Raw genomic sequence first — 25,784 nt, forward strand, 5'->3', positions numbered from 1 at the left:
CGCGTGCAGGCGCTCCAACAGGACCTGATGCAGCCGCGCCCACACGCCGGCTGCCTGCCAGTCGCGCAGACGCCGCCAGCAACTCATGCCGCTCCCGCAGCCCATCTCGGCCGGTAGCATCTCCCAGGGTAGGCCGGAGCGCAGCACGAACAGGATGCCGGTCAGCGCCGCCCGATTGTCGATCGGAGGCCGTCCGCCCTTCGGGCGCGGCCGAGGCGGCGGCAGGAGCGGGGCAATCTCCGTCCAGAGATCGTCGGGAAGCAGAGCGCGAGCCATGCCCCACCAACGCACCATCCACCGCTTCGTGCCGTTCTGTTAGGCGCTCTTAACCTCTCGCTTACCCTGACCCGCCAGTTTGCCGGCCCCGATCAGCGCGAGGAGTCAGCATGTCCGACACGACCGACACCGTGGGCGTCGCAGGCGACCGGATCCGTTCCATCATCGAGCGCATCGAGCGCATCGACGAGGAGATCAAGGATCTCATGGAGACCAAGAAGGAGATCTTCGGCGAGGCCAAGGGCGAGGGGCTCGATGTGAAGGTGCTCAAGGAAATCCTTAAGCTGCGCAAGCAGGACAAGGACGAGCGTGACGAGCAGGAGACGCTGCTCGACCTCTATCTGCGCGCGATGGATGCGCCGTCGCCCGCGCCGGTCGCCCAGGCCGCCTGATTGACCGCCGACGCCACCGGGCTCCGTCCATCGGGCCCGGTGCGCGATCAGGCACGCATTCGCGGGCGCCGCGCGTCGGATAGGGGCCCGGCGTTCGACGTTTCGGCTGCGCTCAGGCCGTCGCAGGTCCCCGAGCCGAAATCCATCTACCGGACGGCATCGTGCGTTCGCGACGCGTGCGGTCATACAGACGATGCGTCTTCGGCGGGCCGTTCGTCCGGCTTCGGAAGCCGTCCACCCGAGAGGTCGTTGCACCGCCAGGGTGGACGGCGTGCTTAGCGTTGTGCCCGACCACGTTGGGTCGGGGCGCATCACCACGTTGGCCGGTCTGCACATGGTCGCCTTCGCCTGCCTCATGCTCAAACAGGCCGAAAAGCTTATGACAAGTGCATAACAGGCTCTAGAGCATCGTCCTGAATATCAGATCCAAGACGATGCTCTCCGTTATTGTGCCGCATCGGCTTTTTTCCGAAAGCCGGTTCCCACCTTTCGGGCCGATGCTCTAGGACGCGATCTGCGCCGCGATGCCGTTGAGAGCGTTGACGATGTCGTCCGGGGGATACGGCTTGGCGAAGAACAGGCCGTTCTCCGGCAGGTCCTTCTTCGTCACCTTGCGTCGTCCCGAGGTGACCATGATCGATACCGGGGGCCAGCGTTCCCGCACGGCGTGCGCCAGCTTGAGGCCATCCATCTGGCCCCGCATCTCGATGTCGGTGAACAGGACGCGGATTTCGGAATGCCGCTCCAGAAGGCGGATGGCTTGGTCGGCGTCGCGCGCCTCGTAGGTCTGGAATCCCGCCTCGATGCAAAGGTCCACGGCCTCCGCGCGCAACAAGGCGTCGTCCTCGACGACGAGGACGGCGACGCTCCCAGGGTGAACCGACTGTCCCATTCTAATGGCTCAGACCCTTATCGTCGCCCACGGCGGCGCCTGCCGCGCCCGTCAGCCGGAACCTGACGCCGGCGGCGTCGAAATCCAGGATGCCCTCGCCCTCGAAATAGGATGCCACGATCCGCTCGATCAGCTTGGAGCCGAAGCCCCGGGCCCCGGGGGGCGCGACGGGGGGGCCGCCGGACTCGATCCAATCGAACCGGAACCCACCATCCACGACATGCCAGGACATCGCGACGCGTCCGGTCTCGTTCGAGAGGGCGCCGTACTTGGCCGCGTTGGTCGCCAACTCGTGGATCGCGAGCGACAATCCGAGCGCCTGTTGGGAGCTCAACGTTAGGGGTGGCCCGGACCATGAGATGCGGTCCTCCGCGATCCGATGCGGCTCGATGGCCGCCGCGACGACCTCGTGGATGTCGGCTTCCGTGAAGTCCGAGCGGGTGAGGATGTCCTGCGCCCGCCCGAGCGCCGACAGGCGCTGCGAGACGGCCGTGCGCCCCTCCTCCATCGACTTCGACTGGCGCAGTGTCTGGGTCACGATGGCCTGAACCATCGCAAGCGAGTTCTTCATGCGATGCGCCAGTTCCTGGGCCAGCACCGCGCGGGCCTCCTCCGCCGCCTTCAGGGCGGTGATGTCGCGCGAGATGGAGAGGATGCGCTCGGGCTTTCCGTCCGCCCCCAGGATCGGCGAGACCTGCACGTCCCAGTACCGCCGGTTCCCCTTCATGGTGTCGGCATAACCCTGGAACGCCGCCGCGACCCCGGCCCGGGCGGAGGCAACCGCCTCCTTGGCCGCGACGTGGCCGACGCCCTCCCAGAATTCAGGCCAGGGACACCCGGCGACGGCATTGAAGTCCGACACCTCCATGACGCGCCGGCCCCCCTCGCTCATGAACGTGAGCTTGGCGTCGAGGTCGAGCACCTTGATGCAGTCGTTCGAGGCGGCGAGCACCCCGCGCATGAACGCCTCGCTCTCCCGCAACTGCTCCACGGCGCGGTAGCGCGTGGTCACGTCGGCGGCCATGCCGAACCATTCCGTAACTTGGCCGGTCTCGTTCCTGACGGGAACGGCGCGGGAGAAGATCCAGCCCGCGGTCCCGTCCGCGAGGCGCACCCGGTGCTCCATCTCGAAGGGCTCCGTGCGTGCGATGGCCGTCTCGATCTTGCCTCGGACTTCGTCCTGATCCTCCGGGAACAGGTACACATCCATCCACCGCTCGGTCGGCGCATCGGCGTTCGCGATGAATCCGCGGCCTTGCAGCGAGCGCATCTCCTGCCAGTCCGGGCTCATCGAGTAGAGGCTGTCCGAGCTGGCCTCGACGAGGGCGGCCAAGCGCCCCTCGCTGGACCTCAGCCAACCGGTCGCCCTGTCGCGTTCCCGTTGCGCGGTCACCCGCGCGGTGCTCTCGGACGTCACGTTCAGGAGGGCGACGACCGTGCCGTTCTCGTCGCGCACCGGTGAGTAGGCGAAGTCGTACCAGACCTGCTCCGCGAAGCCGTTGCGCGTCATCGTGAGAGGCTGGTCGCGGAAGGCGAAGCTTTCCCCACCGAAAGTCCGGCCGATCAACGGGGCGAGGTCGTCCCAGAGTTCCGGCCAAACGTCCTCGGTCGGAAGGCCCAACGCGCTGGGGTGCCGCGCTCCGAGGATCTCGGCGTAGCCGTCGTTGTAGAGGAAGATGCGTCCGGGCCCCCACAGGAGGCACATGGGGTGCAGCGACGCGAGCATGAGGTCGATGGTCGTGCGCAGAACGGCCGGCCAAGTGTCGCGCTTGCCGAGAGGGGTCGTTCCCCAATCGCGCAGACGGAAGAGGTCCGCCATCCGAAGGGGGGCGGTCCCCCCGACATCGCCGAGCTCGGCATGCAACGTCATGTCTCGTCTCGCCAAGCACTGCGACCAGCGAGCCCCCCCGCCTTGCCGTCCTTACTAGAGTGCATTCCGATGAAGGGGAAACCGGATCGTCGCAAGGATGCGCGGCGGAACGAGGAGCGAGCGCCGCCGGCCTGATGCAGTCAGGTCGGGTACGGCTCCGGTCGGTGGCGGGGCCGACAGAAAGGCAGGACCCGCTCACCCTGTCGGTGCCCAGCCGAGCAGCACGCCTTTTCCCTGGAAGAGCAAGGCCGACCGACGAGCGGACCGCCGCGGTCGGCTATGTCGGCGCTCCCTCTCGATCCAGAGCGCGCCTCACCGTCGAACGTGCCGCCTCGATGGCAACGGTGGCGGCCCCGAGGGTCCGCGGCTCCGTCGGCCGGTTCAGAGCATGCCGTGCGATGCTGCCGGCCAAGTCGTCGATTTCACCCGCCATCGTCTCCAGTCGCTCGCGGTCATTCTCGCGGCGTGCCTCGGAACGCAGCTCGAGCAGGCGGGCGGTCGCCACATCGATCCGCTCCCGACGGATGCGTCCCATGCGCTGCCGCAGCCAAGCCGCGGTCGAGCCGAGACCGCCACCCAGGATGGCCACCAGGTAGATCCAGCTTTCGTATCGCTCGATAAACGTTTCCTGCTCCCGCTCGTAATAGTCGAGGGCCCCGGGATGGATGGGCAACCGTGCGCTGGTGGCGTCCGCGGTGTCCTCGTAGGCCGGGTGCGTGACTTCCTCGGCGGCCGGAACCGTTTCCGCCAGGGCGGCGCGCATCTCGAACAGGTGCTGCGTCACTTCTGCCGCGACGCTGCGGGAAAGATCGGCGCGCGCCATCAGGCGGTAGGACGAACCCACGGTCGCGATGTCCTCGGATGGCCGCCGTGGCTCGCCGCCATACAGGGCGGCTGGCACCGTGACGGGCTGAAGCCGCGGCAACCGCGCCAGCACCGCCGCGGCGTCGGGGAACCCGATCATCGCGACATCCCCCTCCCCGCTCGCCTCGCCCGCGAAGGCGACGAGGCGCCGTGCGGCCGGCGAGGTGGGCGTCGTCACCAGCACCATGGCGTCGATCAGACCGTCACGGAGTGCCGCCGTGACATCGGTCTCCTCCACCGGAACGAGCGCCACGGCCTTCCGATCCCCGGAGATGGTTGGGGTTTCGGTCGAGAGTTCGAGGCCATGATGAGCGATCAGGTTCGCAACCAGGGTCCTGTCCGCCGTCCGGTTGGCGAGCATGCCCAGCCGTTTACCCGCGAGATCCGGGATGCCCCTTATCCCGGACGCGCCCGGCGCCACCACGAGGACGGCGAGTTCCCGCAGGACCGCGAGGGTAAGGCCGTTGCCCGGCATCGCGACGTCCGGACGGACCACCGCGAGGTCGGCCCTGCCGGTCTTCAGCGCCTCCGCACTCTCGCGCACCCCGTTGAACGGGACGACCTTGAGGCGGATGCCGAGCTTGCGCCGGGCGAGCTCATCCGCGTAGGCCCGCAAAAGGGCCGGCTCCGTCCCGCCGTTCGGCGCGACCGCGATGGTCAAGGTCGCGGGGCGGGTCAAGTGGACGGCTGCGACGGCCAGGACGACCAGCAGGAGCGCCAAGCCGAGGGTGAGCCACACGCCACGGCCATCCGGAAACGCCACCTTGGACACACCCATTCCCCGAACCCACCGACCGCCCGGCGCGAGAGACAAGTGGGCGACGCCGGTCGGATTTCGAGAACTGCGTTGGACCGACGCACCGCGGAGTCACTCCAGACGATCGGATTTGAGGAACTTGCATTTTCCCTGAAACGACCAGGGTCCTTTCACGTCGTAGGCGGCGCAGAAGGCATCGACGGCGCGGGTGACGCCGGGGAAGCGACCGCCGAGGCGGTCGTAATCGTCGGCGATGAACAGGCCGCCGGGCCGCAGCACCGGCCACCACGCCCGGAGATCGGCGGCGACCGAGGCCTCCTCGTGGCCGGCATCGAGGTGGATCACGTCGGCGGTGACGCCGCGCAGGCGCATCAGTTCGGCGGCGTTCACCGAGTCGAGGGGAAGCGGGATCACCCGCCCGGCCTGCCCCTCGCGCAGGACGTTGGCCAGGAAGGTGCGGTAGAGGCTCGGGAAGCCGTGCTCGGTGGCAAGCTCCGAGAACAGGCTGGCCTCCGCCCAGTGATCGACCGCGCCGAGCCACGTATCGACCGCGATCACGGTGCCGGGAATGTCGCGCTCGGCCATGGCGCGGGCCATATGCAGCGTGCTCGCCCCCTTCCACGCGCCGATCTCCACCACCACGCCCGGGCGGAACTGCTCCACCGCCTCGTCGAGATAGAGGTGCCGGCTGCGCCAGCCCTGCAGGTCGAGAGGGCGCAGGGTCTCCGGCGGGTCGGCGAAAGGATCGCGGCCGTGCCACAGGGCGGCGATGAGGTCCTGACGGGTCATTTTTTTCCGTGGTTCGAGTGTGTTCGGGCGCCTGGGCTCAAGCCGCGTGGGCCCGCGCGTAGAGCGCCTCGCAGCGGTTCAGCCAGTGCGCGCGAGTGAACAGGCGCAGGACGCGGGCCCGCGGCACGTCGCGCGGGATCGCCAGCGCCGCGCCGATCGCGTGCGCCAGCGCCGCCGCGTCACCGACCGGGACGAGGCATCCGGCCTCGCCGACGACCTCCTCGGCCGCCCCCCTCGCGAAGCCCGCCACGGGCAGGCCGCAGGCCATCGCCTCGACGGTGACGAGACCGAACGGCTCGTCCCAGCATGGCGTGAACAGGAAGACGGAGGCGCGGCCGATCTCGCGGGCAAGCGCCGCGCCGTCGTGATGGCCGCCGTAGCGGATCGGGCCGCCGAGATTCGGGGCCACTTCCACCCGCCAATAGTCCGGCTCCTCAATCGGGCCGAACAGGGTCAGGGGCAGGCCCGCCCGCCGGGCCGCCGCCACCGCGTGGTGCGGGCCCTTCACCCGCGCGATCCGCCCGCACCAGACGGCGCTGCCGTCGCCGGTCTCGCGGAACGGCCACGCGGCGGGATCGATGCCGTTGTGGAGCACCGCCACCTCGGGCGGCACCCGGTCCGGCCACCAGCCCCGCGCGTGGGCCCGCGAGGTCGCGGTGATGCGGTGGCTAGGGCTCAGGCTCTCGTGCACGAACCAGCGCAGCGCGTCGTAGGGCGGCACGTGCAGCGAGGTCACCGTCGGCACGGTCTCCAGGCGGCGACGCTCCAGCGGCAGGCGGCTCAGGCTGTTGTTGTGCAGCACGTCGAAGCCGCCCGCCGCGATGCGGTCGAGGGCGGCCGCATAGCCGGCATCGACATGCGCCTTCAGCCCGGCATCGCCCCGATGCTCCATCCCCGGAAAGGCCGCCTCGTGATGCACCGGGATCACCGGATCGAGCCGGAAGCGCCGGTCGCTGTCGCCCGAGGCGAACAGGGTGACGTCGTGGCCCCGCGCGCTCAGCCCCTCGGCGAGGTGCCAGGTATAGGCCTCTAATCCGCCGGCGAAGGGCGGGGCGATCGGGTGGCGCAGATGGGCGAGGAGGGCGATCCTCACGCCGGCTCGGCCTCGGTCTCGCGCGCCCGCGCCTCCAGAGCACGGATGACGGAGGCCGAATTCGTATAGGGTTGGTGGCTCTGCTGGCCGGTGAGCGCGAGGTCGGCGGCGTCGGGGCGGCGCAGGATGCGGATGGGCCGGTCGGGCGTGTCGTCGATCAGGCCCATCACCTTGAAGGCGTAGAGCCAGTGGCCCATCGTGCGGTAGCCCCACTTCGCCTCGAACAGCTCGGCGTTGCGCACCACGCTGTCGAGATGGTGGATCGGCGGCATGTGGTGCGGGTGGTACTGGTGATAGGCCAGCGCCCCCTTCATCCAGGCGATGGGGACGCCGCGCCGGTCGAGGAGCTTGCCGAAATCGGTGTCCTCGCCGCCGTAGCCGACATAGCGCTCGTCGAATCCGCCGACCGCCTCGAACGTCGCCCGCGACATCGCGAAGTTGAGCGACCAGAAGCAGCGGTAATCGGTGCAGATCTCGATGCCGGAGGCCGGGGGGCCGCGCCGGTCGGAATGCTTTTCGGCGACCCGCGCGAGGTCGTCGTAATCCCAGTCTCTGAGCGTGGCGTGTTCGGGCAGGTGCAGCACCTCGCCCATCAGCAGGCCGTCGAGCTCCGAGAGCCCCTGCGCATACTCGGCGACGAAGCCGGGCGTGGGGATGCAATCGACGTCGAGGAAGGCGATCGCTTCGCCGGTCGAGGCCGCGACGCCGCGGTTGCGCGCGGCGGCGAGCGGCAGCTCGGTGCCCTCGACGCGGATCTGGCGCACGGGAAAGCCGACCTCGGGTAGGTCGTAGAGCGCATCCTGCATCACCGCGACGACGAACTCGGCGGGTTTTTGCGTTTGGCGTTCCAGCCCGCGCAGGACGTTGCGGAGATGCGCGGGCCGTCCCTTGGCCAGGGTGACGACGGAAACGGTGGGCATGCGGGCTCCGGCGATAGCGGGGACGGTTCGTTCAGTTCGTCGCGACGACGCGCAGCGTTGCGGGAGCCTCGACCGCGCCCTGCCACAGCTCGTCGGTCAGCCCTTCGAGCCAGCCGGCGGCGCGCGCCGCCGCGTCGGGGGCGTAGAGGCCGCGCAGGACGGTGCCGTCGAGGCCGCGGGCGCGGGCTAGGAGATCGCGCCAGCCCTGGAGGTCGCCGGGCCATTGCGGGGCCTGGACCGCGGCGCCCAGGCGCACCAGCGCCTCGGCCTTGCGGGTCTGCTCGCCGAAATAGCGCCATTCGGGCATGACGATGAGGCGCCCGCCGACGCGGGCGACCTCGTGGACGGTGTTGTCGCCGGCAGAGGCCACGACGATGTCGGCGGCGGCGAGATAGTCGGTCACGGACGGCACCCAGCCGAGTTCGCGCAAGTTGGAAAAGTCGGTCTCGTGGCCCTCGCGGTGGGTCGGCCCCAGCGTCAGCCACAGGGCGTCGGGCGCGGCGCGGGCGGCGACCGTGAGCGGCGCGTAGGGCGTGCCGCTGCCCCCGCCGCCGGTGACCGCGACGACGATCTCGCGCTCCGGGTCGAGGCCGAGCCGGGCCCGCGCCTCGGCCCGCCCGGGCACGGAATCGACGCTGGTGCACAGGCCGCCGCTGTAGAAGGTTTTGGCGCGCAGATGCGCCGGGTAATCGTCCTGCTCCAGCCGCGCGTCGAAGGGAGCCAGCATGCCGACGCAGGCCTCGTAGGCGCCGACATGGCCGATGTCGCCCCGGTCGCCGTGCATGCGGATCTGCACCGCGGGCACGCTGGCGATGCGGGCGAGCAGCGCGATCTCGGCGGAGACATCGACCACGAACAGCCCGACCTCGCGGGCGTCGAGATGGTCGAGGATCGTCCGCATGGTCCGGCGCATCTCGGCGAGGCCCAGCGGCACGCAATGCATCACCGGCGGCGTCGGCTCGGCGTAGAGGCGCGGGGTCGGCACCGCGGCGCCGATCATGTTCGGCAGCGCCACGATCTCGATGTCGCGGGTGAAGCCGTCGAACAGAAGCGGGCCGGCGGTCAGCACCGAGACCGGCCGGTCGCGGGCGAATTCGGCCGCCACCGCCATGGTGCGGTGGGCATGGCCCCGGCCCTGGTGGTGGACGAAGAACGCGATGGGTTTCTTCATGGTCTCGCCGTCGTCAGGAGAACAGGGCGTCGGGCCGCAAGGCGGCGGCGATCTCGGGCAGTTCGGGATGGCGCAGTAGGCGGATCGCCGGGGCGGTCTCGTCCCAGGCGATGAGGCCGGCGGCGCGGAATTGGCCGAGCCAGTAGGTCATGCACCAGCGCCCGTGCCGGGCGTGGAAGCGGGCCGCGTTGGCGAGAATCGCCGAGAAGTGCTGGAGCGGCGGCACGTGGACCGGGTGGTGCTGGTGGTAGGCCCGGGCGCCCGCGACCCAGAAGGTCGGTAGACCCGTTTCCGCGAGGCGCGCCGCCAGATCGGTCTCCTCGCCGCCGTAGCCGACGTACCCCTCGTCCATGCCGCCGACCGCCCGCCACGCCTCGGCCGGCAGGGCGAAGGACAGGCCCCAGAGTTGCCCGGCATCGGGCTCGCGCCGCAAACCCGCCGTGGGCAGAGGCGGCCGGGCCGGATGGACGCGGCCGAGCCGGTCGAGATCGGCGGGGTGGGTCACGCCGGGCGGCAGATAGAGAACTTCGCCCAGGAACAGGCCGCGCTCGGTCCGCGCCGCTTCCGTGTAGGCCGCCACGAGGCCGGGCGAGGGAATGCAGTCCACGTCGAGAAACACCAAAAGATCGGAGGACGCTGCTTCGGCGGCGCGGTTGCGCGCGGCGGCCAGCGGCATCGGCTCGCCGGGCACGTGGCAATGGCGCACGGGGCAGCCGGGATCGGGCAGGTCGGGGGCGCGCTCCGGCTGCATCCAGGCGATCACCAGCTCGCGGGGGGGCACGCTCTGGCGACTGAGACCGTGCATCAGGTGACGCAGGCGGTCGGCCCGGCCGCGGACCAGGGTGAGCACGCTCGCCCGGAGGTCGGAGCCGGTCACGCGGTGGGGGCCGGCGCGGCGTAGGCGACCGCCCGGCGGAAATGCAGCACGCCCTCGATGATGCCGCGGGCATGCGAGGCGCGGGCGACGTAGGAATGCGCCAGCGCCGCGTGGTGGGCGAGCCCATCGGAATAGTTGGCGACGATGATCGCCTGGGTCCGGGCGCGCAGCATCTCGATGTCGTTGCCGGAATCGCCCGCCACGAACACCGCCCGCTCCGGCAGGCCGTAGAGGCAGCGGACGTGATCGACCGCCGAGCCCTTGGAGGCGGTGGCCGGCAGCACGTCGAGATAGCGGCCGTGGCTGTGGATCACGTTCGCGCAGAGGCCCGCCGCGCTGAGGCGCTCGCGCACCCCCTGCGCGGTCTTCGCGTCGCCGAAGAAGCTGAGCTTGTGCCCCCGCTGCTCCAGCGGCCCCTGCGGCACGAGCCCGTCGAGGCGCCCGAGCGCCGCATCGATCCCTGCCCGGTCCCACCCCTCCGAGACCGCGGCGCGCCACGCGGCGTCGGCGGTGTAGGTCACGCCGTTTGCGTCGAGATGGTAGATCTCCGAGCCGACCGAGGTGATCATCACCTGCGGGCGCGGGCTGTCCTGCTCTTCCAGCACCGCCATGGCGCTGTGGAACGAGCGGCCGGTGGCGACGCCGAAGGCGAGGCCCGTCTGGCGGCTGCGCCAGCGCCGGAAGGTCGCCAGCGCCGATTCGCAGCCGACCAGGGTGTTGTCGATATCGCAGATCAGGAGCTGGCGCGGGTGGCGCAGCGGCGGGGTGCGGGCGATGAGCGCGGCCAGCAGCGCGTGATAGCGCGCGGCGTGCCGGTCCCAGTCGTAGGCCGCCGCCGCCCGCGCCCCGCCCGCGACGCAGGCCGCACGGAAGCTTTGGTCCGTGAGGATGTGCAGGCAGGCCGCCGCGATGGAGGCCGGCGCGCGGGGATCGACGAGCAGCCCGTTGCCGCAGGTCTCGACGATGTCGTTCGGGCCGCCGCTGTCGGTGGCGACCAGCGGCAGGCCGGCGGCCGAAGCCTCCAAGAGCGTCAGGCCGAAGGGCTCGTTCAGCGCCGGGTTGACGAACAGGCCGCCGCGCTCGCGGGCATAGGCGTAGATCGCCGGCACGTCGTCGGGGCGGTGGGTCTTGGGGTAGGCCACGCGGCCGTAGAGGTCGTAGCGGTCGATCAGGACGAGGAGGTCGCGCATCGTCGCGGCCATGTCGCCGTCGAGCGCGTCGATGTCCTCCCGCGTGCCCGCCACGAGGACGAGGTTGGCGGTCGCCTGCAATTCCGGGCTCTCGCCGTAGGCCCGCACAAGCGCCGCGAGGTTCTTGCGCGCCACCGGCCGGGCCAGCGCCAGCAGCGGCGGCTTGCCCGGATCGGTCAGGAACCGGTCGATGGTGGCATCCACCCGCGGATGCGGGCGGCTGGCGGCAAAGCGCGCGAGGTCGCTGCCCGGCGGCAGCACGCGCACCCGGCCCGGATCGTAGGAACGATAGCCGCCGTACTGCACCTCGGCCTCGTCGCGCGAGGAGGCGACGACGAGGGCGGCGCGGGTCAGCGCCGCCTCCTCGGTGGCGATGCGGCGCGTCAGGTCGGGGCGGGGCGCGGCCTCGCCGAGCATCGCCGCCTTGACCCGCCCGAGGGAATGGGCGGTGAACACGAACGGGATGCCGAGCCGTTCCTCCACGACCGCCGCCACCGCGGCCGCATCCGCGTAATGTGCGTGGACGATGTCCGGCGCCCGCGGTTGGCGGCCGATCCAGGCGACGAGGTTCTCGGCGTAGCTTTCGACCTCGCCGTGCATCTCCTCCTTCGAGCGGTAGCCCGGCGAGGCGCTGGCGAGCCGCAACAGCCCGACCTTGTCGGCGATCCGCTCTTCGGGCACGGCGTAATCGGGGCCCGGCGCGCCGTGGAACAGCCGCGTCGCCACCACGATCCGCGTCACGGCCGCGTCCCGCGCCGAGGCGCCGACCAGATCGAGCAGGTAGCGGATATGGCCGCCGGTATCGGCCGTCAGTCCGTAGACAACGTCGCTGCCGCGCAGGCAGCCCTGAAGGGCGACGTGTAGAACGAACATAGGACGGTCTATGGACCGGATCGTCCTATGCCGGTCACAACATATGTAGGTGAAATTGTTGCTGCGCGTCGCCCAAATCGCTCCCAATATCTTTCCCGTTCCACCCCTTCACCATGGCGGTACGGAGCGGATCGTCCACGATCTGTCCGTTGCACTGAGAAACATCGGCGTCGAAGTGACGCTGTTCGCTTCCTGCGACAGCGTGACCGACCTCACCCGCGTCGGCGACCATCCGAGCCTGGCGGCCCTGGAGCGGCGCTTCGGCCGGGTCGCGCCCGGCGTGCCGGCGGCGCTGGACGCGCTGCAACTGGAGGCCCTGCGTCGGCGGCTCGACGACTTCGACATCGTCCACGCCCACGGCGAGTTCGCCCACGCGGCGCTCCTCGGCGCCCGCCGCCGCCACAGCCTGACCACGGTGCATTGGCGCGTGGACGAACTCGACCGCGCGCTGTTCTTCGCCGGCTTCCCCGACCTGCCGGTGGCGGCGATCTCGGCGGCGCAGGCCGAGGGCATCCCGGAGGCCAACCGGGCGGGAATCGTCCATCACGGGCTGGCTGCGGACCGCTACGCCCTGTCCCGCGAGGCCGGCGCCCACGTCGCGTTCGTCGGCCGGATGACCGACCAGAAGCGGCCGGACGTGGCGATCCGCGTGGCCCGCGCCGCCGGGCTCCCGATTCGGCTGGGCGGCACGATCGATGTCGGCAACCCGGATTATTTCGAGCGCAGGGTGCGCCCGCTGCTCGGGGATGACGCCACCTATCTCGGCCCCGTGGACGACCGCGCCAAGAGCGACCTGCTCGGCGGGGCCCGCGCGCTGCTGTTCCCGATCGACTGGCCCGAACCCTTCGGCCTCGTGATGATCGAGGCGATGGCCCACGGCACCCCGGTGATCGCCTGGAACCACGGCTCGGTCCCCGAGATCGTCGAGGACGGGGTGACCGGCTTCGTCGTCGCCTCGGAAGCCGAGGCCGTCGCCGCGCTCGCCCGGATCGACGGGCTCGACCGCGCTCGGGTGCGCCGCCGCTTCGAAGAGCGCTTCACCGCCGAGCGCATGGCCCGCGACTACCTCGCGCTCTACCAGCGCCTGCGCGCCGCCTGATGCGCGTCGCGCTGCTGACCTGGGACTACCCGCCGGCCCCGAGCGGGCTCTCCATCGCCGCCCGCGAGATCGCCGAAAGTCTCGCCGAGGCGGGGGCCGACGTGACCGTGTTCACCCTCGACCGCACCGGGCAGTCACGGGCCGGCGGCGTCGCGGTCGAAGGCCTCGCGCTGCCCCCCGGCGGCGGGCTGGCGCGCCTGCGCCTGTGGGGTTCGCTCGGGCACCTCGCCGCGCCGGCCGCCTTCCGCCGGGCGGTCCTGGCGGCGCATGCGCGCGCGCCGTTCGATATCGTCGAGGCGACGAACTGGTACGCCCCCGCCGTCCTGCTCGCGGGCCGGCGCGACCTGCCGCTGGTCACGCGAAGCTCGACGCCCGCCGCCTTCACCCGCGGGGCCGAGCCAAACCTGCGCGACCGCCTCGACGGGCTCGCCGCCGACGCGCTGGAGCGGCGGCAGGCCCGCGGCAGCGCCGGCCTCATCGCCAATACGGAGGCGCACGGCGCGGTGATCGACAGGGCCTATCGCCTCACCGGGCGCCAGCCCTCTGCCGTCATCGGCCTCAGCCTGCCGCCGAACATCTTTGGCAGTGCTCGCAGCGCGACTTATCCGGACGAGGACGCGCCCGTGCGCCTGCTCTTCGTCGGCCGGGCGGAACTCCGAAAAGGCTTCGACGCACTCATCACGGCAACCGCGATCCTCGCCGAAGAACAGGCGCGCGGCGCCCTGCCGCCGTTCCGCCTCGACCTCGTCGGCGTGCCCCCCGCCGACCTGCCGCCCGACCTTTCCGAGGCCGCACGCCGGCGCATCCACGCCCGCGGCCGGATCGACGCGGCGGCGTTGGCCCAGGCCTACACGCAGGCCCACGCGGTGCTGGCGCCCTCGCGCTACGAGAGTTTCGGCCTCGTCTATCAGGAGGCCCTGGCCTATGGCCGCCCGGTCGTCGCCTGCGCCGAGGACGCGAGCGCCCGCGCCTTCGTCGGCGCGCCCGGAGCGGGCCCGCTCGCCGACGCCGCCACCGGGACGGCGCTCGCCGACGCCCTGCGCCCGCTGCTGGCCGATCCCGGTCTGCGCCATGCCTACCGGGCTCGCGCGCTCGCCGCCGCCGGGCGGTTCGACCGGGCCAGCCTCGGACGGGAGACGCTTGCGTTGTACGAGGCGGCCTGGAAGCGGTGATCGGCTTTGCCGAGGCCACCAGGGCTTTGCCCCAGCCCCACCAAAGGTCTCGACCTTTGGGATCCGGGACTCAATCACGGTAGGGGCGCAGCAGGGCCTCCGCTTCTTCGAGTCGACCACGCCCAGGGTCCATCGCCTCGTAACGCTGCGAGCGGGCCTCGACATGGGCACGGCTCAAGCGGTGCTCGATCGCGCCATGAAGACTGAAAAAACTCTCGTGCCAGCCGCCCGCGAGCCGCGGCCGCTCGTGCACCCGGCCGGCATAGGTCACGTCGCGCCGGTTGAGCCGGTACTGCACGTCCGGAAAGACGTCGGCGAGAATGCCGTCGACGCGGTTCTCGCGCGCCAGCCCGATCGAGCGGACGGCGCCCGCCTCTGCCAGCGCCGCCAGCGCGGGCAACAGCCGGCCGGCGGCGGGCGCGAGGCGCTCGTCGGCGTCGAGCTGCAGCATCCAGGGATGGCGCGCCATCGCCTGCAACGCATTGCGCTGCGCCGCGAAGTTTTCGGAGAGCGGCCTGGCCGCGACCCGCACGGCGCCGTCCCTGAACCCCGGTACCGCCACGACCCGCGGCGGAGCCGCCTCGGCGTCGAGCAGGATCGCCACGTCGTCGGCCCAGTCCGGCAACCCGGCCAGCATCCCGCCGAGTTCGGACGGGCGGCACAGCAGCCCCAGGGAGACGGGCGGCATCTGCACCCCATCGAGATCGTACAGCCCGGCCCGCGCAGCCCGCTCCGCATGCGGATGCAGCAAGTCCGCCCGGCCCGCCGCATCGAGCGGGCGGACGCCGCGCCCGAACCGGGTCGCGGCGATGCGCAGAGTGTACAGGTCGAGCCCGTATTCTGCCTGCCCGTCGGAGACGAAGACCTCCCCGGCCAAAGCCGCGCTCAGATGAGCGCGGCAGCGCGAAGTGTCCGCTTGCCCGTCGAGCAGCACGCCGCACGAGCCGCAGGCGAGGGGAAACCTGCGCCGCCGCCCGTCCGAAAAAGTCAGGTGCCGCCCGCTCGGGGCCAGCATGTCGGCCGCGCAGACGAAGCACCGGCGCAAGCGCGTCACGTCGAACTTCGTCCTCTGCGCCGCCGCATGTTTCCGGATGCAGCGAACCGGCGCCGGACCTTGGCGGTTCCCCACACGAGTCTCACCCAGCCCCCGACCGCCGTGCCCTTCGACAACGCCCTCTTCCGATCCGAACCGGCGGATGTCGCCGAGACCGCGTCGCTGGCCGTCGTCGGCAACGCGCCCGCGACCGACGCGGAGGCGATCGATGCCGCGCAGTACGTCGTGCGCTTCAACAACGCCGCGGGATTCGGCGGCGCCACCGGCTCCCGCGTCACGCACCTCGCCCTGGTCAACCGCGGCGGCCAGATGCGCGAATGGCTGGCGGACCGACACTTTCAGGAGCGCCCGGTGGTCCGAGCGACGCGGGCCTTCATCCTGCCCTTTCCGATGCTGCCGGAAGAGCACAACCGCCCCGAGACCATCTGCTGGACCCGCGAGGCCCTGGCCCTTCTGCGCCCCACGGGTCGCCCGGTCCACATCCTGCCGGAGGCGCTGCACGAGCGGGCGCGCACCCTGCTCGCCCCCCGCACCGAGGGGCGCCCGAACCCGAGCACCGGCTTCCTCGTGACGCTGGCGCTCGTGCTCGCGCGCGGACACGGAGCTTCCCCGCTCCAGGCTTACGGCTTCGGGTTCGACGGTTGGCCCGGCCATCCCTGGTCGGCCGAGCGCGCTTGGTTCGCGCAGGCCCAGGCGGCCGGGCACCTGCACCTCCATCCCCTGGAAAGGGACCCATGGCCACGCTGATCACGGTCCTCAAGGGCGGCGGACGCTACGACGCGACCTGGGTCGAGCGGCTCGCCCGCGGCGCGCGCCGCCACGCGCCGGCCTTTGAGCGGATTGTCTGCCTGACCGACCTTCCGCTCGCCGTCGAGGGTGTCGAGCGCGTGCCCCTCCGTCACGATTGGCCGGCCTGGTGGGCGAAGATGGAGGCGTTCCGCCCCGGCCTGTGCGCGGGCACCGCCCTGCTGTGCGATCTCGACACCGTCTTGACCGGCCCCGCCGACGCCCTGGGTGAACCCGGCCTCGCCGCGATGGAGGACTACTTCCACAAGGGCCGCCTCTCCAGCGCCCTGCTGCGCTGGGACGGCGATGCCCTCGCCGGGCTCTATGCACGTTTTTCGGCCGAGCCCGAGCGCTGGATGGCCCCCGGATCCTGCGGCCCCGTGCCGAACGCGGTGCACGGCGACCAAGTCGTCATCGACCATCTGCTCCGACGGGACGGTCTGCGCCTGCGCTTCTTCCAAGAGATCGCGCCGGATCTGCTCGACTTCTACGATCCCCGGCGCGACGCCCACGGTCCGGTCGTGATCTTCATCGGCGCGTCCAAGCCCGACACCGCCCGTGGATCGGTTCACGCTGCTTGGGTCGGCTGACGAGACTACGCCGGACACCCCCGTGTGGCGGCGTCTCCGCATCCTTGTTGGTTGCGGTCTTCAAAAATGCAGAAGCTTAGTTGCAAAAATAAAGACTACTAACGCGAACGGTTTGAGGAAATACGCTTATTCTGCTGCGGCTCGTAGGTGCGCTTGACCGCGACCTTGATGTTCTCGTCGTAGGCCGCCTTCATCCCGAACAACTTCAGCTCGCCCATCGCGGCGGGGATCTGCTGGCGCTCCATCATCGGGCTCTCCTCAGGCTGTCGTAGCGGGTGCAGTCGGCAACGGGTTCGTGGCGTAGGCCGGGCCATGTTCCCACGGGGTCCGCGCCCGAGCTGGATGCGTCCCTCGGTCAGAATGAGATGATGGTCGGGAACGCCGAGATAGATGTTGCCCGGACTGATCGCCATGCCGTCTTTCGTGGCGTGGACCGGAAGAGATGCGGCGGCGGAGGTCACGGGCGCGAGCAACCCGAGGCTGCGGCTCGGGATATGGAACACGACGAAGATCGCGGCTGGAATATCCTGCGGCAGGGCGCCCAGGATAACCCTGAGGGGCACCATCGCTCCCGACGAGCCTCCGATGACGATGATGTCGCGACGGGTCATGCGCGGCTGCGCTCTCTGTTGTCGAACAGCAACCCTTGAGGCGGGGGCATTTTTTCCAAATCAGTTCGAACCGGTGGAGATCGAGGTGGCCGCCTACAGTCGCGATCTGTCGATGAGGTCGTCTTGCAGCACGCGGAGGAAGAGCCATCTCCGAAGACAACTCGGCACGCGAGCGCATCTTTGAAGACAGGGTGTCGAAGTGGAGTCCTTGGGAAGGAGGTCACTTCGATCTCGGTCGGGCTCCCGGCGTTACCTTCGAGAGGAAGCCGGGGTCGCGGCATCGGTCGTCAATACTTCCGCACGAGCGCGACCGGCTCGACTGCGGCAGCCTTCGGCGGGGTGTAGAGCGGGGCGATGAGGCGGATGAAGCCGTCGGTCGATTCGGTGCCGTTGGTCCGGACGGCGACGTCGCGGGCGACCATGAGCTGGGCGGTAAACGGCCCGAAATCGTAGCCGACCAAGCCGCCGACCGCGAAGCGTCCGGCTCGTGCGTAACCCTGCGCCGAGGCACGGGCGAAGTCCGCCCCGCCAAGCGGTAGGTCCGTCACCCCGTAGGCCACCGCGCCGATCTCGAACTTGCCGAACTTCTTGGTCGCCGTCAGATCGAGCAGGAGGGCGTCGGCCAGGTAGAGCGGGCCGATCGCCTGCCCGATGGCCCCCTCGAACCGGCCCGGAGAGTCATAGAAGTTGTGAGTCAGGTTGGCCGTGAGGTTCCAGCCATCGGCGGTGTAGCTGGCCGCGAAGCCCTGGCGGTAGGTGTTGGAGGAGAATTGCGGCAAGGCGCGGCCGGCGTTGAGGTCGTTCAAATGGACCGCTGCGAGGTAGCTGACGCCGAAGCCGCCCCCCAGATCCCAGGCAAAGATCGAACCGACGAGGGTGCCGACGTTGACCGAGAAGTCGCGGTTCGGCACGCCCGGCGGGTTGTTGGGGAACCCGAACACCGTCGGCTGAGCGAGCAGGGGCTGAATATTGGCGCCGAAGATCTTGTAGCCCGTCGACCAGACCAGGACCGGCACGTTGATCGCGGTATCGGTCGAGAATCGCGTGTCGTTCCGGCGGTAGATGAAGGTGTCGATGGCGTAGATGCCCTCGGGCAGCGGCGCGCCGACGGCAAGGCCGACCTGCTCGCCGGGGATCGTGGTAGCCTGGGCGTACGAGACGGTCGCGCTCAGGGTGACGGCGGCGAACGCTCCCGCCGCGGTCGCGAACTTCTTCAGCATCATCGATTTCCTTCTCGGGCATCGGCCAGCCGCTTCCGTTCACCGAGAAGCATCGGTGGCAAGGGCACGCAGGCGAGATGTTATATTTGACTACTTTGATTGCATGGAAATGCATACAATCTGTATGTATTTCCATCAATGCTTATATTCTGCACCGTAGCATCGAAGAGTCTACTGACGAATGCTTCGGAGGCGCTCGAAGGGATATTTTGTTGCAGGAACGGCACAGGCTTCGATCTGCCGGAGCGGTCCGGATTGATGCCGCCATGGAAGGGGCTCGAGCGAGACCGAGTCAGACCGCGAACTTCAGGGCGGGCCGCTCGGTGCCGAGGCGCTTCTGGATCACCCCCACGACGTACTCGGCATCGCGGCCGACCGCGCCGAAGCGGCCCGATCCCCAGGTGTTCAGCCAAGGCAGACCGATGAAGGAGACGCCCGGCTCGCTCGTGATGCCCCGCTTGTGCTTGGGGCTGCCCGCGCCGTTGAAGACCGAGGCGTCGAGCCAGCGAAAATCCGGCGTGAAGCCGATGCACCAGACGACGCTGGTGATGCCCGATCCCTCCAGCGGGAGGCTGAGGATTGGTTCGCCCGGCACCCAAACCGGGCTGTAGTGCTCCTGTGGCGGGGCCTCGATGCCGTTCTCGGCGATGTATTTGTCGATGGCGGCGTTGATGCCGTTGTAGGTTCGGTCGGCCGAGTCCAGTGAACGCTTGAGGTCGTCCCGGAAACGCAAGCTGCCGTCTTGGTAGTCCTCCATCAGGCCGTAGAGCTTCATGCCCTCGATGGCGAAGCGGCGCAGGTCGATGTCGCGACCGGCGTCGCGGCCGGTCACGTAGTGGTTGGTGTTGTCGCGGACGCCGTCGCGCAGCGGATGGTTGTCGACGGTCATCTCGTAGTAGCCCATGTCGGCGAGCCAGGTGACGACGTCGCGACCGCGATAGAAACGGGCGCAGCGGGGCGCGTCGCCGACCGCCAAGTGCACCTTGCGGCCGGCGAGGTGCAGGTCCTCGGCGATCTGCGCGCCCGACTGGCCCGAGCCCACCACCAGCACCTCGCCCTCGGGCAGCTGTCCCGGATTGCGGTACTGGTTCGAGTGGATCTGCGTGATCGAGCCCGGCAGCTTCTCGGCCATGCGCGGGATGATCGGCGTGTGGTAGCCGCCCGACGCCACGACGACTTCGCTCGCCGTGTAGTCGCCGTCCGAGGTGTGCACGTCGAAGAGGCCGTCCTCGCGCCGGGCGACGCGGTTGACCGCCACGCCTTCGCGGAGCGGCGGGTCCACCTTGGCGACGAAGGCTTTCAGGTAGGCGACGATCTCGTCCTTCTTCATGAACCCGTCGGGGTCCGGCCCATCGTAGGGGTGGCCGGGCAGGTCGCACTGCCAGTTCGGCGTGACGAGGCAGAAGCTGTCCCAGCGCTGGGTCGACCAAGTGTGCGCGGCGGTGTTCTTCTCGAAGACGTGGTGCTCGATGCCGCGCTGCTTGAGGTGGTAGCTGACCGAGAGGCCGGCTTGGCCGCCGCCGACGATGACGACCGGGACGTGACGGGTCTTGGGGGGCATGGCTTTGGCTCCGTGAGGGTCCGGCAGGGGCGTCGGCTCAGGATTCGAAGGACTCGACGGTGACTCGGCCACCGGGCACTTGCCGCTTCGCGGCAGCCTCGATGCGGGCGAGTTGGTCCATCGCGGACGAGCACGCGAAACCGTACTTCTCGCGCACTCGCTCGCTCGCGATGTTGAGGGCCGTTCGGGACTTCTCGACGAAGTCGTCGAGGGCGTAGCTTTCCCCCGGCGTGAGGAAGTCCTTCACGACAAGGGAGGGCGAGTAGCAGGCCTCTTGTCGGCCGTCGGGCCAACGGACGTGGAAACGCATCTCAGGCATGGATCGACTCCTGTCGGGGGCGGACGCAGGCCGCGTAGGCATCGAGGTGGCGTCCCGCGCAGGCGCGCCACGAATGGGCGGAAGCCCGCGCGAGGCCCGCCGCCCGCAGCCGGTCGCGAGCCTGCGGGACAAGGGCCGCCGTCAGGGCGTCGGCGATGGCGCATGGGTCTGCCGGATCGACGAAGAGCGCGTCCGTTGCCGCGAGGTACTCGGTGAAGGGGGGCTGCCGGGAGACGATAGCGGGCGTGCCGCAGGCCATCGCCTCCAGCACGCAGAGGCCGAAGCCCTCCTTCCAGGAGGGGAAGGCCAGCGCGTCGGCGATTCGGTAGAGGGCCGGCATGTCGGCCTGCGGAACGGGGCCCGTCTCGATGACCGCCAAGCCCCGCCCGACCGTCAGGCCCGCCGATGCCAGGGCTGCGCGGCACCGCGTACGGTAGGCGGTGTGATCGAGGAGCGAGGCGCCACCGGCGACGACGAGCTGCGCCTGGGGGTGGCGCGCGCGCAACCGGACAAAGGACTCGATGATGCCCAGCGTGTTCTTGCGATCCTCGAAGCCGCCGACGCTGAGGATCACTGGCCCCGCGCCGACGCCCCAGCGCTCCCGCACGGCCGCGTCCGCCTCGGTCGGTTTGGCGCGATAGACCGAGAGGTCCACCCCGTTGCCGACGACCTTGGCCTCGGCTCCGAGGTCGTCCCGGATCCAGTCGGCCCAAGTGTGGCTGACGCAGAGCAGGCGCGCGGCCTCGCGGATCGAGCGGTCCTGCCACTCCGCCAGCTGCGGTTCGGAGAAGCTGTCGACGTGGTGGACCGTACGCGCGAAGCCCGGGATCAGGCGTCGATGCTTCAGGGTCGCGAGCGCGTTGCCGCCGATGCCGTCATGGGCGTGGAACAGGTCGAAGTCGCAGGCCGCCGGCGTCGAGAAGTGGCGCAGGTAGTCGTTGATGCGGGCCCGCACGAGGTCAACGGTGGAGCCACCGACCGATCGAGCGGCCACCGACACGGTTGGGCAGGCCGCGTTCCGGAAGAAGCCGCGGCCGGCCGGATCAGGCGCATGCACCACCGCCTCGTGCCCGAGGGCGCACAAGGCCTCGGCGAGCGCGAGGCAGTGGGCGACGCCGCCGCGCGGGTTGATGGAGTGGGTCAGGATGGCGATGCGCAGGCCCGTCATGATGCGCGCCCGCCATCCTTCCCGCAGCCGATGAGCGGGTTGGCAACGAAGTCCCAGACCACGGCCTCCGCACCGGCGGCATCGCACACCCGGGCGACCCGGCTCGCGTCGAGCCGGCCGATCGATGCGGCTGTGATGCCGCGTTCCGCGAAGCGCGCGCATACGGCTGGCGTGCGGTCAGGGTGGACGCTGAGGAGGTAACCGAAGCTCGGGAAGGCCGTCAGCCAGCGCGCGAGGGGAACGTGCTCGGGCCTCGGGATCGCGTCGAGGTCGATGACGCCGCCGACGTTCGAGCATTCGAGAAGCATCAGCGCCGTGCCGACGACGCCCGCCATGCTGATGTCTTTGGCTGCCCGACACAGGCCGTCCTCAGCGAGCCCGGGCAGCAGCGCGAGGTCGCCGCGCAGCCGCTCACCCGGCGCGCCGGTGGAGGCGTCCCAGTAGGGATGCGGCTCGCGAAAGCGTCCGCGCAGGTCGATGGCCGCGACGAGGTCGTCGCCCGGTGTCGCATCGAAGCTCGTCAGCAGGCGCGGCCCCGCCCGACCGAGCACGGCGACCGCGAGGTTGCCGGCATCGGCGCGCGTGTTGGTGTGGCCGCCGACGACCGGCACGCCGTAGAGCGCGGCCGCGTCGGACAGGCCGGCCAGGATCGGGTCCGCCTCATCCCCATTGCGGCTCCAAAGGGCGTCGACCACCGCGATCGGGCGCCCGCCCATGGCGGCCACGTCGCTGAGGTTGACCATGATGCCGCAATAGCCCGCGAAGTACGGGTCGGCGGCCACGAAGCTGTCGAGGAATCCCTCGATGGCCAGCAGCAGGTGGCCGTCGCCGTCGGGAATGGCGGCACAGTCGTCGCCGATCGGAACCGAGGCGTGCCGGCTGCCGAGCCCCAACCGTGCCACCACGGCGTCGATATCGCGCTTGTGGCGTAAGCCCCGCGCGTCCTGGATCTGACGGGCGAGCGCCTGGATGTCGACGGCGGCCGTCATCACGCTGCCCTCCGGAAGGTGACGAGCCCGTGCTCGGGGTCGTGCATCGGCGGGTAGGCGGACAGATCCGCCTGCATCAGGTGATGCGCCAGCCCATGAAGGTCGACGGCGTCGAGGCGTGCCCAGTGCAGGGCCTCGAACAGTGGCACGTTCCGCTCCTGCACATGGGCGAGGAAGCGGGTGCAGCCCCGGGCATGGGCCGAGGCGACCGCGACCTGGATGAGGCCGGCCCCGAGGGCGGCCGTGCCGCGGAAGGCCCTGGCGACGGCGAGGCGCGAGCCCCACCACTCGCCGGGCCGCTCCGCGACCTCGTGGATGCGCACGGTGCCGACGACGGCGTCGGCTTCGCCGCCCATCGTCGAAAGGGCGCAGATCGGGATGGCATGCGCGTCGACGGCGTCGCGGTCGTCGTCGGTGAAGATGCCCTGCTCGGTGCAGAACACCTGCCGGCGAAGTGCCGCGCAGGCGCGCCGCTCCCAGGGCTCGACCGCGAACTTCACGCGGAAGTGGCTCGGCCGATAGGGCGGGACGGGGTCGAATATCATGCCGCCACCCCCGCGCGCTCGTAGGTGGAGAGCGCCGAACAGGCGCCGCAGCGCCCGCAGCCGGCCTTGATGTCGGCCGAGCGCAAATTCGCTTGCGCCAGCATGTCCGCGAGCGGCTTCAGGATGGCGTGCATGAAGTCCGGCCCGGGCGCCGGGTGGCTCTCCAGCGGCGTGCCCGAGATCGGCACGAACGGCACCACGAACGGGTAGACGCCCATCCCGACGAGCCGCCCGGCCATCTCCAAAATGGCCTCCGGAGCGTCGCCAAGCCCGGCCAGGATGTAGGTAGAGACTTGGCCGCGACCGAAGATCGGCACCGCCGCCTCGAAGGCGGCGTAGTACCGCTCCAGCGGCACGCTCGCCTTGCCGGGCATGATCCTGGCCCGGACCTCCGGAGTGACGGCCTCCAGATGCATGCCCAGCGCATCGATACCGGACGCCTTCATCCGCTCGAACCAGCGGTCGTCGTCGGGCGGCTCGCATTGGGCCTGGATCGGCAGATCGACCGCCGCCTTCACGGCAAACGCGCTCTCGCACAGCACCGCCGCGCCGCGGTCGGTGGCATTCGGCGTGCCGGTGGTCATCACCATGTGCTTGACGCCGTCGAGGAGCACGGCGGCACGGGCGACTTCGGCGAGTTGCTCGGGCGTCTTGTGCGCGACCGTGCGGCCGGCCGCCAGCGACTGGCCGATGGAGCAGAACTGGCAGGTCTTGGCGCGGTTCTGATAGCGGATGCAGGTCTGCAGCACCGTCGTGGCGAGCACGTCCCGCCCGTGCAGCACGGCGATCTTCGAGTAGGGCACGCCGTCGAAGGTCGAGAGCGCGTAAAAGCGGGGCCTGCCTGGGAAGGTCGCCTGCCCGATCACCACGCCGTCGTGCTCGATCACCGAGACCCCGTCGGCGTCCGGGCGGCGCACGAGGAAAGGCGAGTCGAAGGCGGCCTCGGTGTGCACGGGCACCATCACGGTGCGGCCCGCGATGGTCATCGCCTTATGATCGGAGGGTCCGGCTCCGCCGCGGCGGCTCGGAGCCCCCGCGCGGCTGTCGGCGAGCCTAACGCCGTAGGACTGCAACGCGTTGATCAGGCGCTCCGTCGGCATCCCGACCAAGCCTGCCACGACCGGCGGACACGAGGGTTGGTTCGTCAGAAGCGGATTGCTGCTCATGGTCGAAGCTCCGGGAATCGGACGTTGAACGGACCGGCTGGTGCACGAAGGAGGCCGGACGGTCGTCGTGGAGGAGGCTGAGGAGTTCGGGCCGAGCGTAGTGGCCGACCGAGTCCATCATCCGTTTGCGCTTGGTCACCAGCGCGAGGTCCATGTCGGCGATCAGGATGCCCTCGCCGGGTCCGAGGGGGTCGGCGAGGTGCTTGCCTTCGGGCGAGACGATGGCGGTGCAGTTGCCACCGCGGCAGGCGCCGCGCAGGCGCTCGTCCGGGCAGACCTGCGCCACCTGTTCGTCGGTGAGCCAGCCGGTGGCGTTGACCACGAAGCAGGCCGCCTCGAGCGCATGATGGCGGATCGTCACCTCCATCTGGTCGGCGAAGATCTGGCCCACGAGCGATCCCGGGAACTGGGCCGCGTGGATCTCCTCGTGGCGCGCCATCAGGCTGTAGCGGGCGAGCGGGTTGTAATGCTCCCAGCAGGCCAGAGCCCCGACGCGGCCGACCGCGGTCTCCACCACGTCGAGCCCGGCGCCGTCGCCCTGACCCCAGATCATCCGCTCGTGGTAGGTCGGGGTGATCTTGCGGCGCTTGAGCTTGAGCGACCCGTCGGCGTCGAAGATCAGCTGCGCGTTGTAGAGCGAGCCGTGGTCGCGCTCGTTGACCCCGAGCACGATGACCGCGCCGTGACGGCGGCCTGCCGCCGCGACCGCCTGCGTGACCGGGCCCGGCACGGTGACCGCGCGCTCGTAGAGCTTGAGGTGCTCCGCCCCCTGCATCGCGGGGGGCAGCACGAACGAGAAGTACGGGTAGTAGGGCACGAAGGTCTCGGGGAAGACCATGAAGCGCGCGCCTTTGCCGGCAGCTTCGTCGATGGCGTTGAGCACGCGCTCCAAGGTGCCGTCCGGCCGGTCGAGGTCCGGCGCGATCTGGACGGCGGCGGCCCGCACGATCCGGTTCTCTGACATGGGTGATCCTCCGGCTGTGACGGCGGTCGCGTCGTGCGCGGCCGCCGGATGCGATGCGCGCGCGTCAGACGGTCCAGGTGTCGAGGATCACCGCGTTGTCGCGCTTGTGCAGGAGGATGCAGTCGAGCACGTCGAGGGGGTTGATCATGCGGATCCCCTCGATGAAGGCGGCCTCGCCGTGGCCGTACAGCGCCTGGGTCGAGAACCGGCAGGCATAGACCTTTCCGCCCTCGGCCATGAATTTTTCCAGCTGGTTGTTGAAGTTGAGGTGGCCCGGAAACGCCTCGTCGCCGAGTCGCGGGAAGCCGCGCTGGACGCCGAGCGTGATGCCGGGGCCGTAGAGCAGGATCGAGGTGTCGAAGCCCTTGCGCTGCAGGCGGGTGGCCTGGAGCAGGTTCACGAGGCCGATCGAGCCCTCGAACGCGACGGTGTGGAAGGTGACGAGCGCCTTCTGGCCCGGCTCGGCCTTCACGTCCTCGAACACCTTCTCCTCGTAATCGACCAGGAAGTCGCCCTTCTTGTTATGTTCGCGGTTCACGGCAGGCATGGATCTCACTCCTCGATGGATTGGACCGC

25 protein-coding genes and 2 pseudogenes are annotated in these 25,784 nt (G+C 70.2%); 5 read left to right on the forward strand and 22 right to left on the reverse strand.

Annotated features, from left to right (window positions below; genetic code table 11):
• Nucleotides 1–276 (reverse strand): transposase (locus tag BM140_RS23375; RefSeq protein WP_131803942.1); only part of this gene is annotated, 276 nt, incomplete at its 3' end.
• A gap of 110 nt (nucleotides 277–386) precedes the next feature.
• On the opposite strand from BM140_RS23375, the gene BM140_RS23380 reads away from it, so the two are divergent.
• Nucleotides 387–668 carry a DUF2312 domain-containing protein gene (locus tag BM140_RS23380; RefSeq protein WP_091951675.1) on the forward strand — a complete coding sequence of 94 codons (282 nt, stop codon included), beginning with the start codon at nucleotides 387–389 and terminating at the stop codon, nucleotides 666–668.
• Between the two features lie 502 nt (nucleotides 669–1,170).
• Here BM140_RS23380 and BM140_RS23385 read toward each other — a convergent pair.
• The 9 genes from BM140_RS23385 to BM140_RS23425 all read right to left on the reverse strand — a co-directional run bounded on the left by BM140_RS23385 (nucleotide 1,171) and on the right by BM140_RS23425 (nucleotide 11,964).
• The gene (locus BM140_RS23385) at nucleotides 1,171–1,560 is read right to left on the reverse strand and encodes a response regulator (RefSeq protein WP_091951677.1); all 390 of its coding nucleotides are present in this window, start codon (nucleotides 1,558–1,560) and stop codon (nucleotides 1,171–1,173) included.
• 1 nt (nucleotide 1,561) lies between these two features.
• Nucleotides 1,562–3,430, reverse strand: coding sequence for a PAS domain-containing sensor histidine kinase (locus BM140_RS23390; protein WP_091951679.1), 1,869 nt, complete (start codon nucleotides 3,428–3,430; stop codon nucleotides 1,562–1,564).
• A 277-nt stretch (nucleotides 3,431–3,707) separates the two neighbouring features.
• Nucleotides 3,708–5,072, reverse strand: coding sequence for a TAXI family TRAP transporter solute-binding subunit (locus tag BM140_RS23395; protein WP_091951681.1), 1,365 nt, complete (start codon nucleotides 5,070–5,072; stop codon nucleotides 3,708–3,710).
• 90 nt (nucleotides 5,073–5,162) lie between these two features.
• Nucleotides 5,163–5,840: a class I SAM-dependent methyltransferase gene (locus tag BM140_RS23400; RefSeq protein WP_091951683.1), complete on the reverse strand. Its 678-nt coding sequence runs from the start codon at nucleotides 5,838–5,840 to the stop codon at nucleotides 5,163–5,165.
• A 37-nt stretch (nucleotides 5,841–5,877) separates the two neighbouring features.
• A complete protein-coding gene (locus tag BM140_RS23405) occupies nucleotides 5,878–6,933 on the reverse strand; it encodes a glycosyltransferase (RefSeq protein WP_091951685.1) in 1,056 nt (351 codons plus the stop codon).
• Nucleotides 6,930–7,853 (reverse strand): glycosyltransferase family 2 protein, encoded by a 924-nt coding sequence (locus BM140_RS23410; protein ID WP_091951687.1) that lies wholly within the window; start codon nucleotides 7,851–7,853, stop codon nucleotides 6,930–6,932. Before BM140_RS23410 ends, BM140_RS23405 begins: the two co-directional genes overlap by 4 nt.
• 31 nt (nucleotides 7,854–7,884) lie before the next feature.
• Entirely contained in the window at nucleotides 7,885–9,024 is a 1,140-nt protein-coding gene (locus tag BM140_RS23415; protein ID WP_091951689.1) for a glycosyltransferase, read from the reverse strand.
• Nucleotides 9,025–9,037: 13 nt separating this feature from the next.
• Complete coding sequence (locus BM140_RS23420; RefSeq protein ID WP_244535607.1) at nucleotides 9,038–9,829, reverse strand: glycosyltransferase family 2 protein; 792 nt, start codon at nucleotides 9,827–9,829, stop codon at nucleotides 9,038–9,040.
• 68 nt (nucleotides 9,830–9,897) lie between these two features.
• A complete protein-coding gene (locus BM140_RS23425) occupies nucleotides 9,898–11,964 on the reverse strand; it encodes an HAD-IIB family hydrolase (protein WP_091951691.1) in 2,067 nt (688 codons plus the stop codon).
• Nucleotides 11,965–12,022: 58 nt separating this feature from the next.
• On the opposite strand from BM140_RS23425, the gene BM140_RS23430 reads away from it, so the two are divergent.
• Together BM140_RS23430 and BM140_RS23435 are read left to right on the forward strand one after the other, a co-directional pair.
• Nucleotides 12,023–13,063 carry a glycosyltransferase family 4 protein gene (locus BM140_RS23430; protein ID WP_091951693.1) on the forward strand — a complete coding sequence of 347 codons (1,041 nt, stop codon included), beginning with the start codon at nucleotides 12,023–12,025 and terminating at the stop codon, nucleotides 13,061–13,063.
• Nucleotides 13,063–14,235 (forward strand): glycosyltransferase family 4 protein, encoded by a 1,173-nt coding sequence (locus BM140_RS23435; RefSeq protein WP_091951695.1) that lies wholly within the window; start codon nucleotides 13,063–13,065, stop codon nucleotides 14,233–14,235. Before BM140_RS23430 ends, BM140_RS23435 begins: the two co-directional genes overlap by 1 nt.
• 70 nt (nucleotides 14,236–14,305) lie before the next feature.
• Here the strand turns inward: BM140_RS23435 and BM140_RS23440 are convergent, their stop codons facing one another.
• Nucleotides 14,306–15,280, reverse strand: coding sequence for a glycosyltransferase family protein (locus BM140_RS23440; protein ID WP_091951730.1), 975 nt, complete (start codon nucleotides 15,278–15,280; stop codon nucleotides 14,306–14,308).
• Nucleotides 15,281–15,391: 111 nt separating this feature from the next.
• Between BM140_RS23440 and BM140_RS23445 the strand changes: the two genes are divergently transcribed.
• Nucleotides 15,392–16,036: a glycosyltransferase family 29 protein gene (locus BM140_RS23445; RefSeq protein ID WP_091951732.1), complete on the forward strand. Its 645-nt coding sequence runs from the start codon at nucleotides 15,392–15,394 to the stop codon at nucleotides 16,034–16,036.
• Nucleotides 16,024–16,665 (forward strand): hypothetical protein, encoded by a 642-nt coding sequence (locus BM140_RS23450; protein WP_091951696.1) that lies wholly within the window; start codon nucleotides 16,024–16,026, stop codon nucleotides 16,663–16,665. The genes BM140_RS23445 and BM140_RS23450 overlap by 13 nt, the downstream gene beginning before the upstream one ends.
• A gap of 131 nt (nucleotides 16,666–16,796) precedes the next feature.
• Here the strand turns inward: BM140_RS23450 and BM140_RS26715 are convergent.
• The 11 genes and pseudogenes from BM140_RS26715 to BM140_RS23500 form a co-directional block, all read right to left on the reverse strand.
• Nucleotides 16,797–16,913, reverse strand: a pseudogene (locus BM140_RS26715) (ATPase); the annotation flags it as partial.
• Between the two features lie 54 nt (nucleotides 16,914–16,967).
• A pseudogene (locus BM140_RS26135) lies at nucleotides 16,968–17,276 on the reverse strand (chemotaxis protein CheB); the annotation flags it as partial.
• Between the two features lie 287 nt (nucleotides 17,277–17,563).
• Complete coding sequence (locus BM140_RS23460; RefSeq protein ID WP_091951734.1) at nucleotides 17,564–18,496, reverse strand: transporter; 933 nt, start codon at nucleotides 18,494–18,496, stop codon at nucleotides 17,564–17,566.
• 292 nt (nucleotides 18,497–18,788) lie between these two features.
• Entirely contained in the window at nucleotides 18,789–20,057 is a 1,269-nt protein-coding gene (locus BM140_RS23465; protein WP_091951700.1) for an MSMEG_0569 family flavin-dependent oxidoreductase, read from the reverse strand.
• A 37-nt stretch (nucleotides 20,058–20,094) separates the two neighbouring features.
• On the reverse strand, nucleotides 20,095–20,376 hold the full coding sequence (locus tag BM140_RS23470; protein ID WP_043767864.1) for an MSMEG_0570 family nitrogen starvation response protein: 282 nt from the start codon (nucleotides 20,374–20,376) through the stop codon (nucleotides 20,095–20,097).
• Nucleotides 20,369–21,544, reverse strand: a complete 1,176-nt coding sequence (locus BM140_RS23475) for an MSMEG_0565 family glycosyltransferase (protein ID WP_091951702.1) — start codon at nucleotides 21,542–21,544, stop codon at nucleotides 20,369–20,371. Before BM140_RS23475 ends, BM140_RS23470 begins: the two co-directional genes overlap by 8 nt.
• Nucleotides 21,541–22,533 (reverse strand): sll0787 family AIR synthase-like protein, encoded by a 993-nt coding sequence (locus tag BM140_RS23480; RefSeq protein ID WP_091951704.1) that lies wholly within the window; start codon nucleotides 22,531–22,533, stop codon nucleotides 21,541–21,543. The genes BM140_RS23475 and BM140_RS23480 overlap by 4 nt, the downstream gene beginning before the upstream one ends.
• Entirely contained in the window at nucleotides 22,533–23,078 is a 546-nt protein-coding gene (locus BM140_RS23485) for an MSMEG_0567/Sll0786 family nitrogen starvation N-acetyltransferase (RefSeq protein WP_091951706.1), read from the reverse strand. Before BM140_RS23485 ends, BM140_RS23480 begins: the two co-directional genes overlap by 1 nt.
• Complete coding sequence (locus tag BM140_RS23490; RefSeq protein WP_091951736.1) at nucleotides 23,075–24,178, reverse strand: MSMEG_0568 family radical SAM protein; 1,104 nt, start codon at nucleotides 24,176–24,178, stop codon at nucleotides 23,075–23,077. Before BM140_RS23490 ends, BM140_RS23485 begins: the two co-directional genes overlap by 4 nt.
• On the reverse strand, nucleotides 24,132–25,208 hold the full coding sequence (locus tag BM140_RS23495; RefSeq protein ID WP_091951708.1) for a Nit6803 family nitrilase: 1,077 nt from the start codon (nucleotides 25,206–25,208) through the stop codon (nucleotides 24,132–24,134). Before BM140_RS23495 ends, BM140_RS23490 begins: the two co-directional genes overlap by 47 nt.
• Nucleotides 25,209–25,272: 64 nt before the next feature.
• Entirely contained in the window at nucleotides 25,273–25,755 is a 483-nt protein-coding gene (locus tag BM140_RS23500; protein ID WP_091951710.1) for an MSMEG_0572/Sll0783 family nitrogen starvation response protein, read from the reverse strand.
• Between the last annotated feature and the right edge of the window lie 29 nt (nucleotides 25,756–25,784).

Source organism: Methylorubrum salsuginis, from assembly GCF_900114375.1.
Classification (GTDB): domain Bacteria; phylum Pseudomonadota; class Alphaproteobacteria; order Rhizobiales; family Beijerinckiaceae; genus Methylobacterium; species Methylobacterium salsuginis.

Excerpts from the sequence above, each read along its gene's own strand:
- BM140_RS23450 (WP_091951696.1), top strand. The coding sequence starts at position 16,024 with ATGGCCACGCTGATCACGGTCCTCAAGGGCGGCGGACGCTACGACGCG.
- BM140_RS23415 (WP_091951689.1), bottom strand. The coding sequence starts at position 9,024 with ATGAAGAAACCCATCGCGTTCTTCGTCCACCACCAGGGCCGGGGCCAT.
- BM140_RS23490 (WP_091951736.1), bottom strand. The coding sequence starts at position 24,178 with ATGCCGACGGAGCGCCTGATCAACGCGTTGCAGTCCTACGGCGTTAGG.
- BM140_RS23390 (WP_091951679.1), bottom strand. The coding sequence starts at position 3,430 with ATGACGTTGCATGCCGAGCTCGGCGATGTCGGGGGGACCGCCCCCCTT.
- BM140_RS23470 (WP_043767864.1), bottom strand. The coding sequence starts at position 20,376 with ATGCCTGAGATGCGTTTCCACGTCCGTTGGCCCGACGGCCGACAAGAG.
- BM140_RS23500 (WP_091951710.1), bottom strand. The coding sequence starts at position 25,755 with ATGCCTGCCGTGAACCGCGAACATAACAAGAAGGGCGACTTCCTGGTC.
- BM140_RS23460 (WP_091951734.1), bottom strand. The coding sequence starts at position 18,496 with ATGCTGAAGAAGTTCGCGACCGCGGCGGGAGCGTTCGCCGCCGTCACC.
- BM140_RS23380 (WP_091951675.1), top strand. The coding sequence starts at position 387 with ATGTCCGACACGACCGACACCGTGGGCGTCGCAGGCGACCGGATCCGT.
- BM140_RS23410 (WP_091951687.1), bottom strand. The coding sequence starts at position 7,853 with ATGCCCACCGTTTCCGTCGTCACCCTGGCCAAGGGACGGCCCGCGCAT.
- BM140_RS23475 (WP_091951702.1), bottom strand. The coding sequence starts at position 21,544 with ATGACGGGCCTGCGCATCGCCATCCTGACCCACTCCATCAACCCGCGC.
- BM140_RS23425 (WP_091951691.1), bottom strand. The coding sequence starts at position 11,964 with ATGTTCGTTCTACACGTCGCCCTTCAGGGCTGCCTGCGCGGCAGCGAC.
- BM140_RS23495 (WP_091951708.1), bottom strand. The coding sequence starts at position 25,208 with ATGTCAGAGAACCGGATCGTGCGGGCCGCCGCCGTCCAGATCGCGCCG.
- BM140_RS23395 (WP_091951681.1), bottom strand. The coding sequence starts at position 5,072 with ATGGGTGTGTCCAAGGTGGCGTTTCCGGATGGCCGTGGCGTGTGGCTC.
- BM140_RS23480 (WP_091951704.1), bottom strand. The coding sequence starts at position 22,533 with ATGACGGCCGCCGTCGACATCCAGGCGCTCGCCCGTCAGATCCAGGAC.
- BM140_RS23420 (WP_244535607.1), bottom strand. The coding sequence starts at position 9,829 with ATGCACGGTCTCAGTCGCCAGAGCGTGCCCCCCCGCGAGCTGGTGATC.
- BM140_RS23400 (WP_091951683.1), bottom strand. The coding sequence starts at position 5,840 with ATGACCCGTCAGGACCTCATCGCCGCCCTGTGGCACGGCCGCGATCCT.
- BM140_RS23435 (WP_091951695.1), top strand. The coding sequence starts at position 13,063 with ATGCGCGTCGCGCTGCTGACCTGGGACTACCCGCCGGCCCCGAGCGGG.
- BM140_RS23465 (WP_091951700.1), bottom strand. The coding sequence starts at position 20,057 with ATGCCCCCCAAGACCCGTCACGTCCCGGTCGTCATCGTCGGCGGCGGC.
- BM140_RS23385 (WP_091951677.1), bottom strand. The coding sequence starts at position 1,560 with ATGGGACAGTCGGTTCACCCTGGGAGCGTCGCCGTCCTCGTCGTCGAG.
- BM140_RS23485 (WP_091951706.1), bottom strand. The coding sequence starts at position 23,078 with ATGATATTCGACCCCGTCCCGCCCTATCGGCCGAGCCACTTCCGCGTG.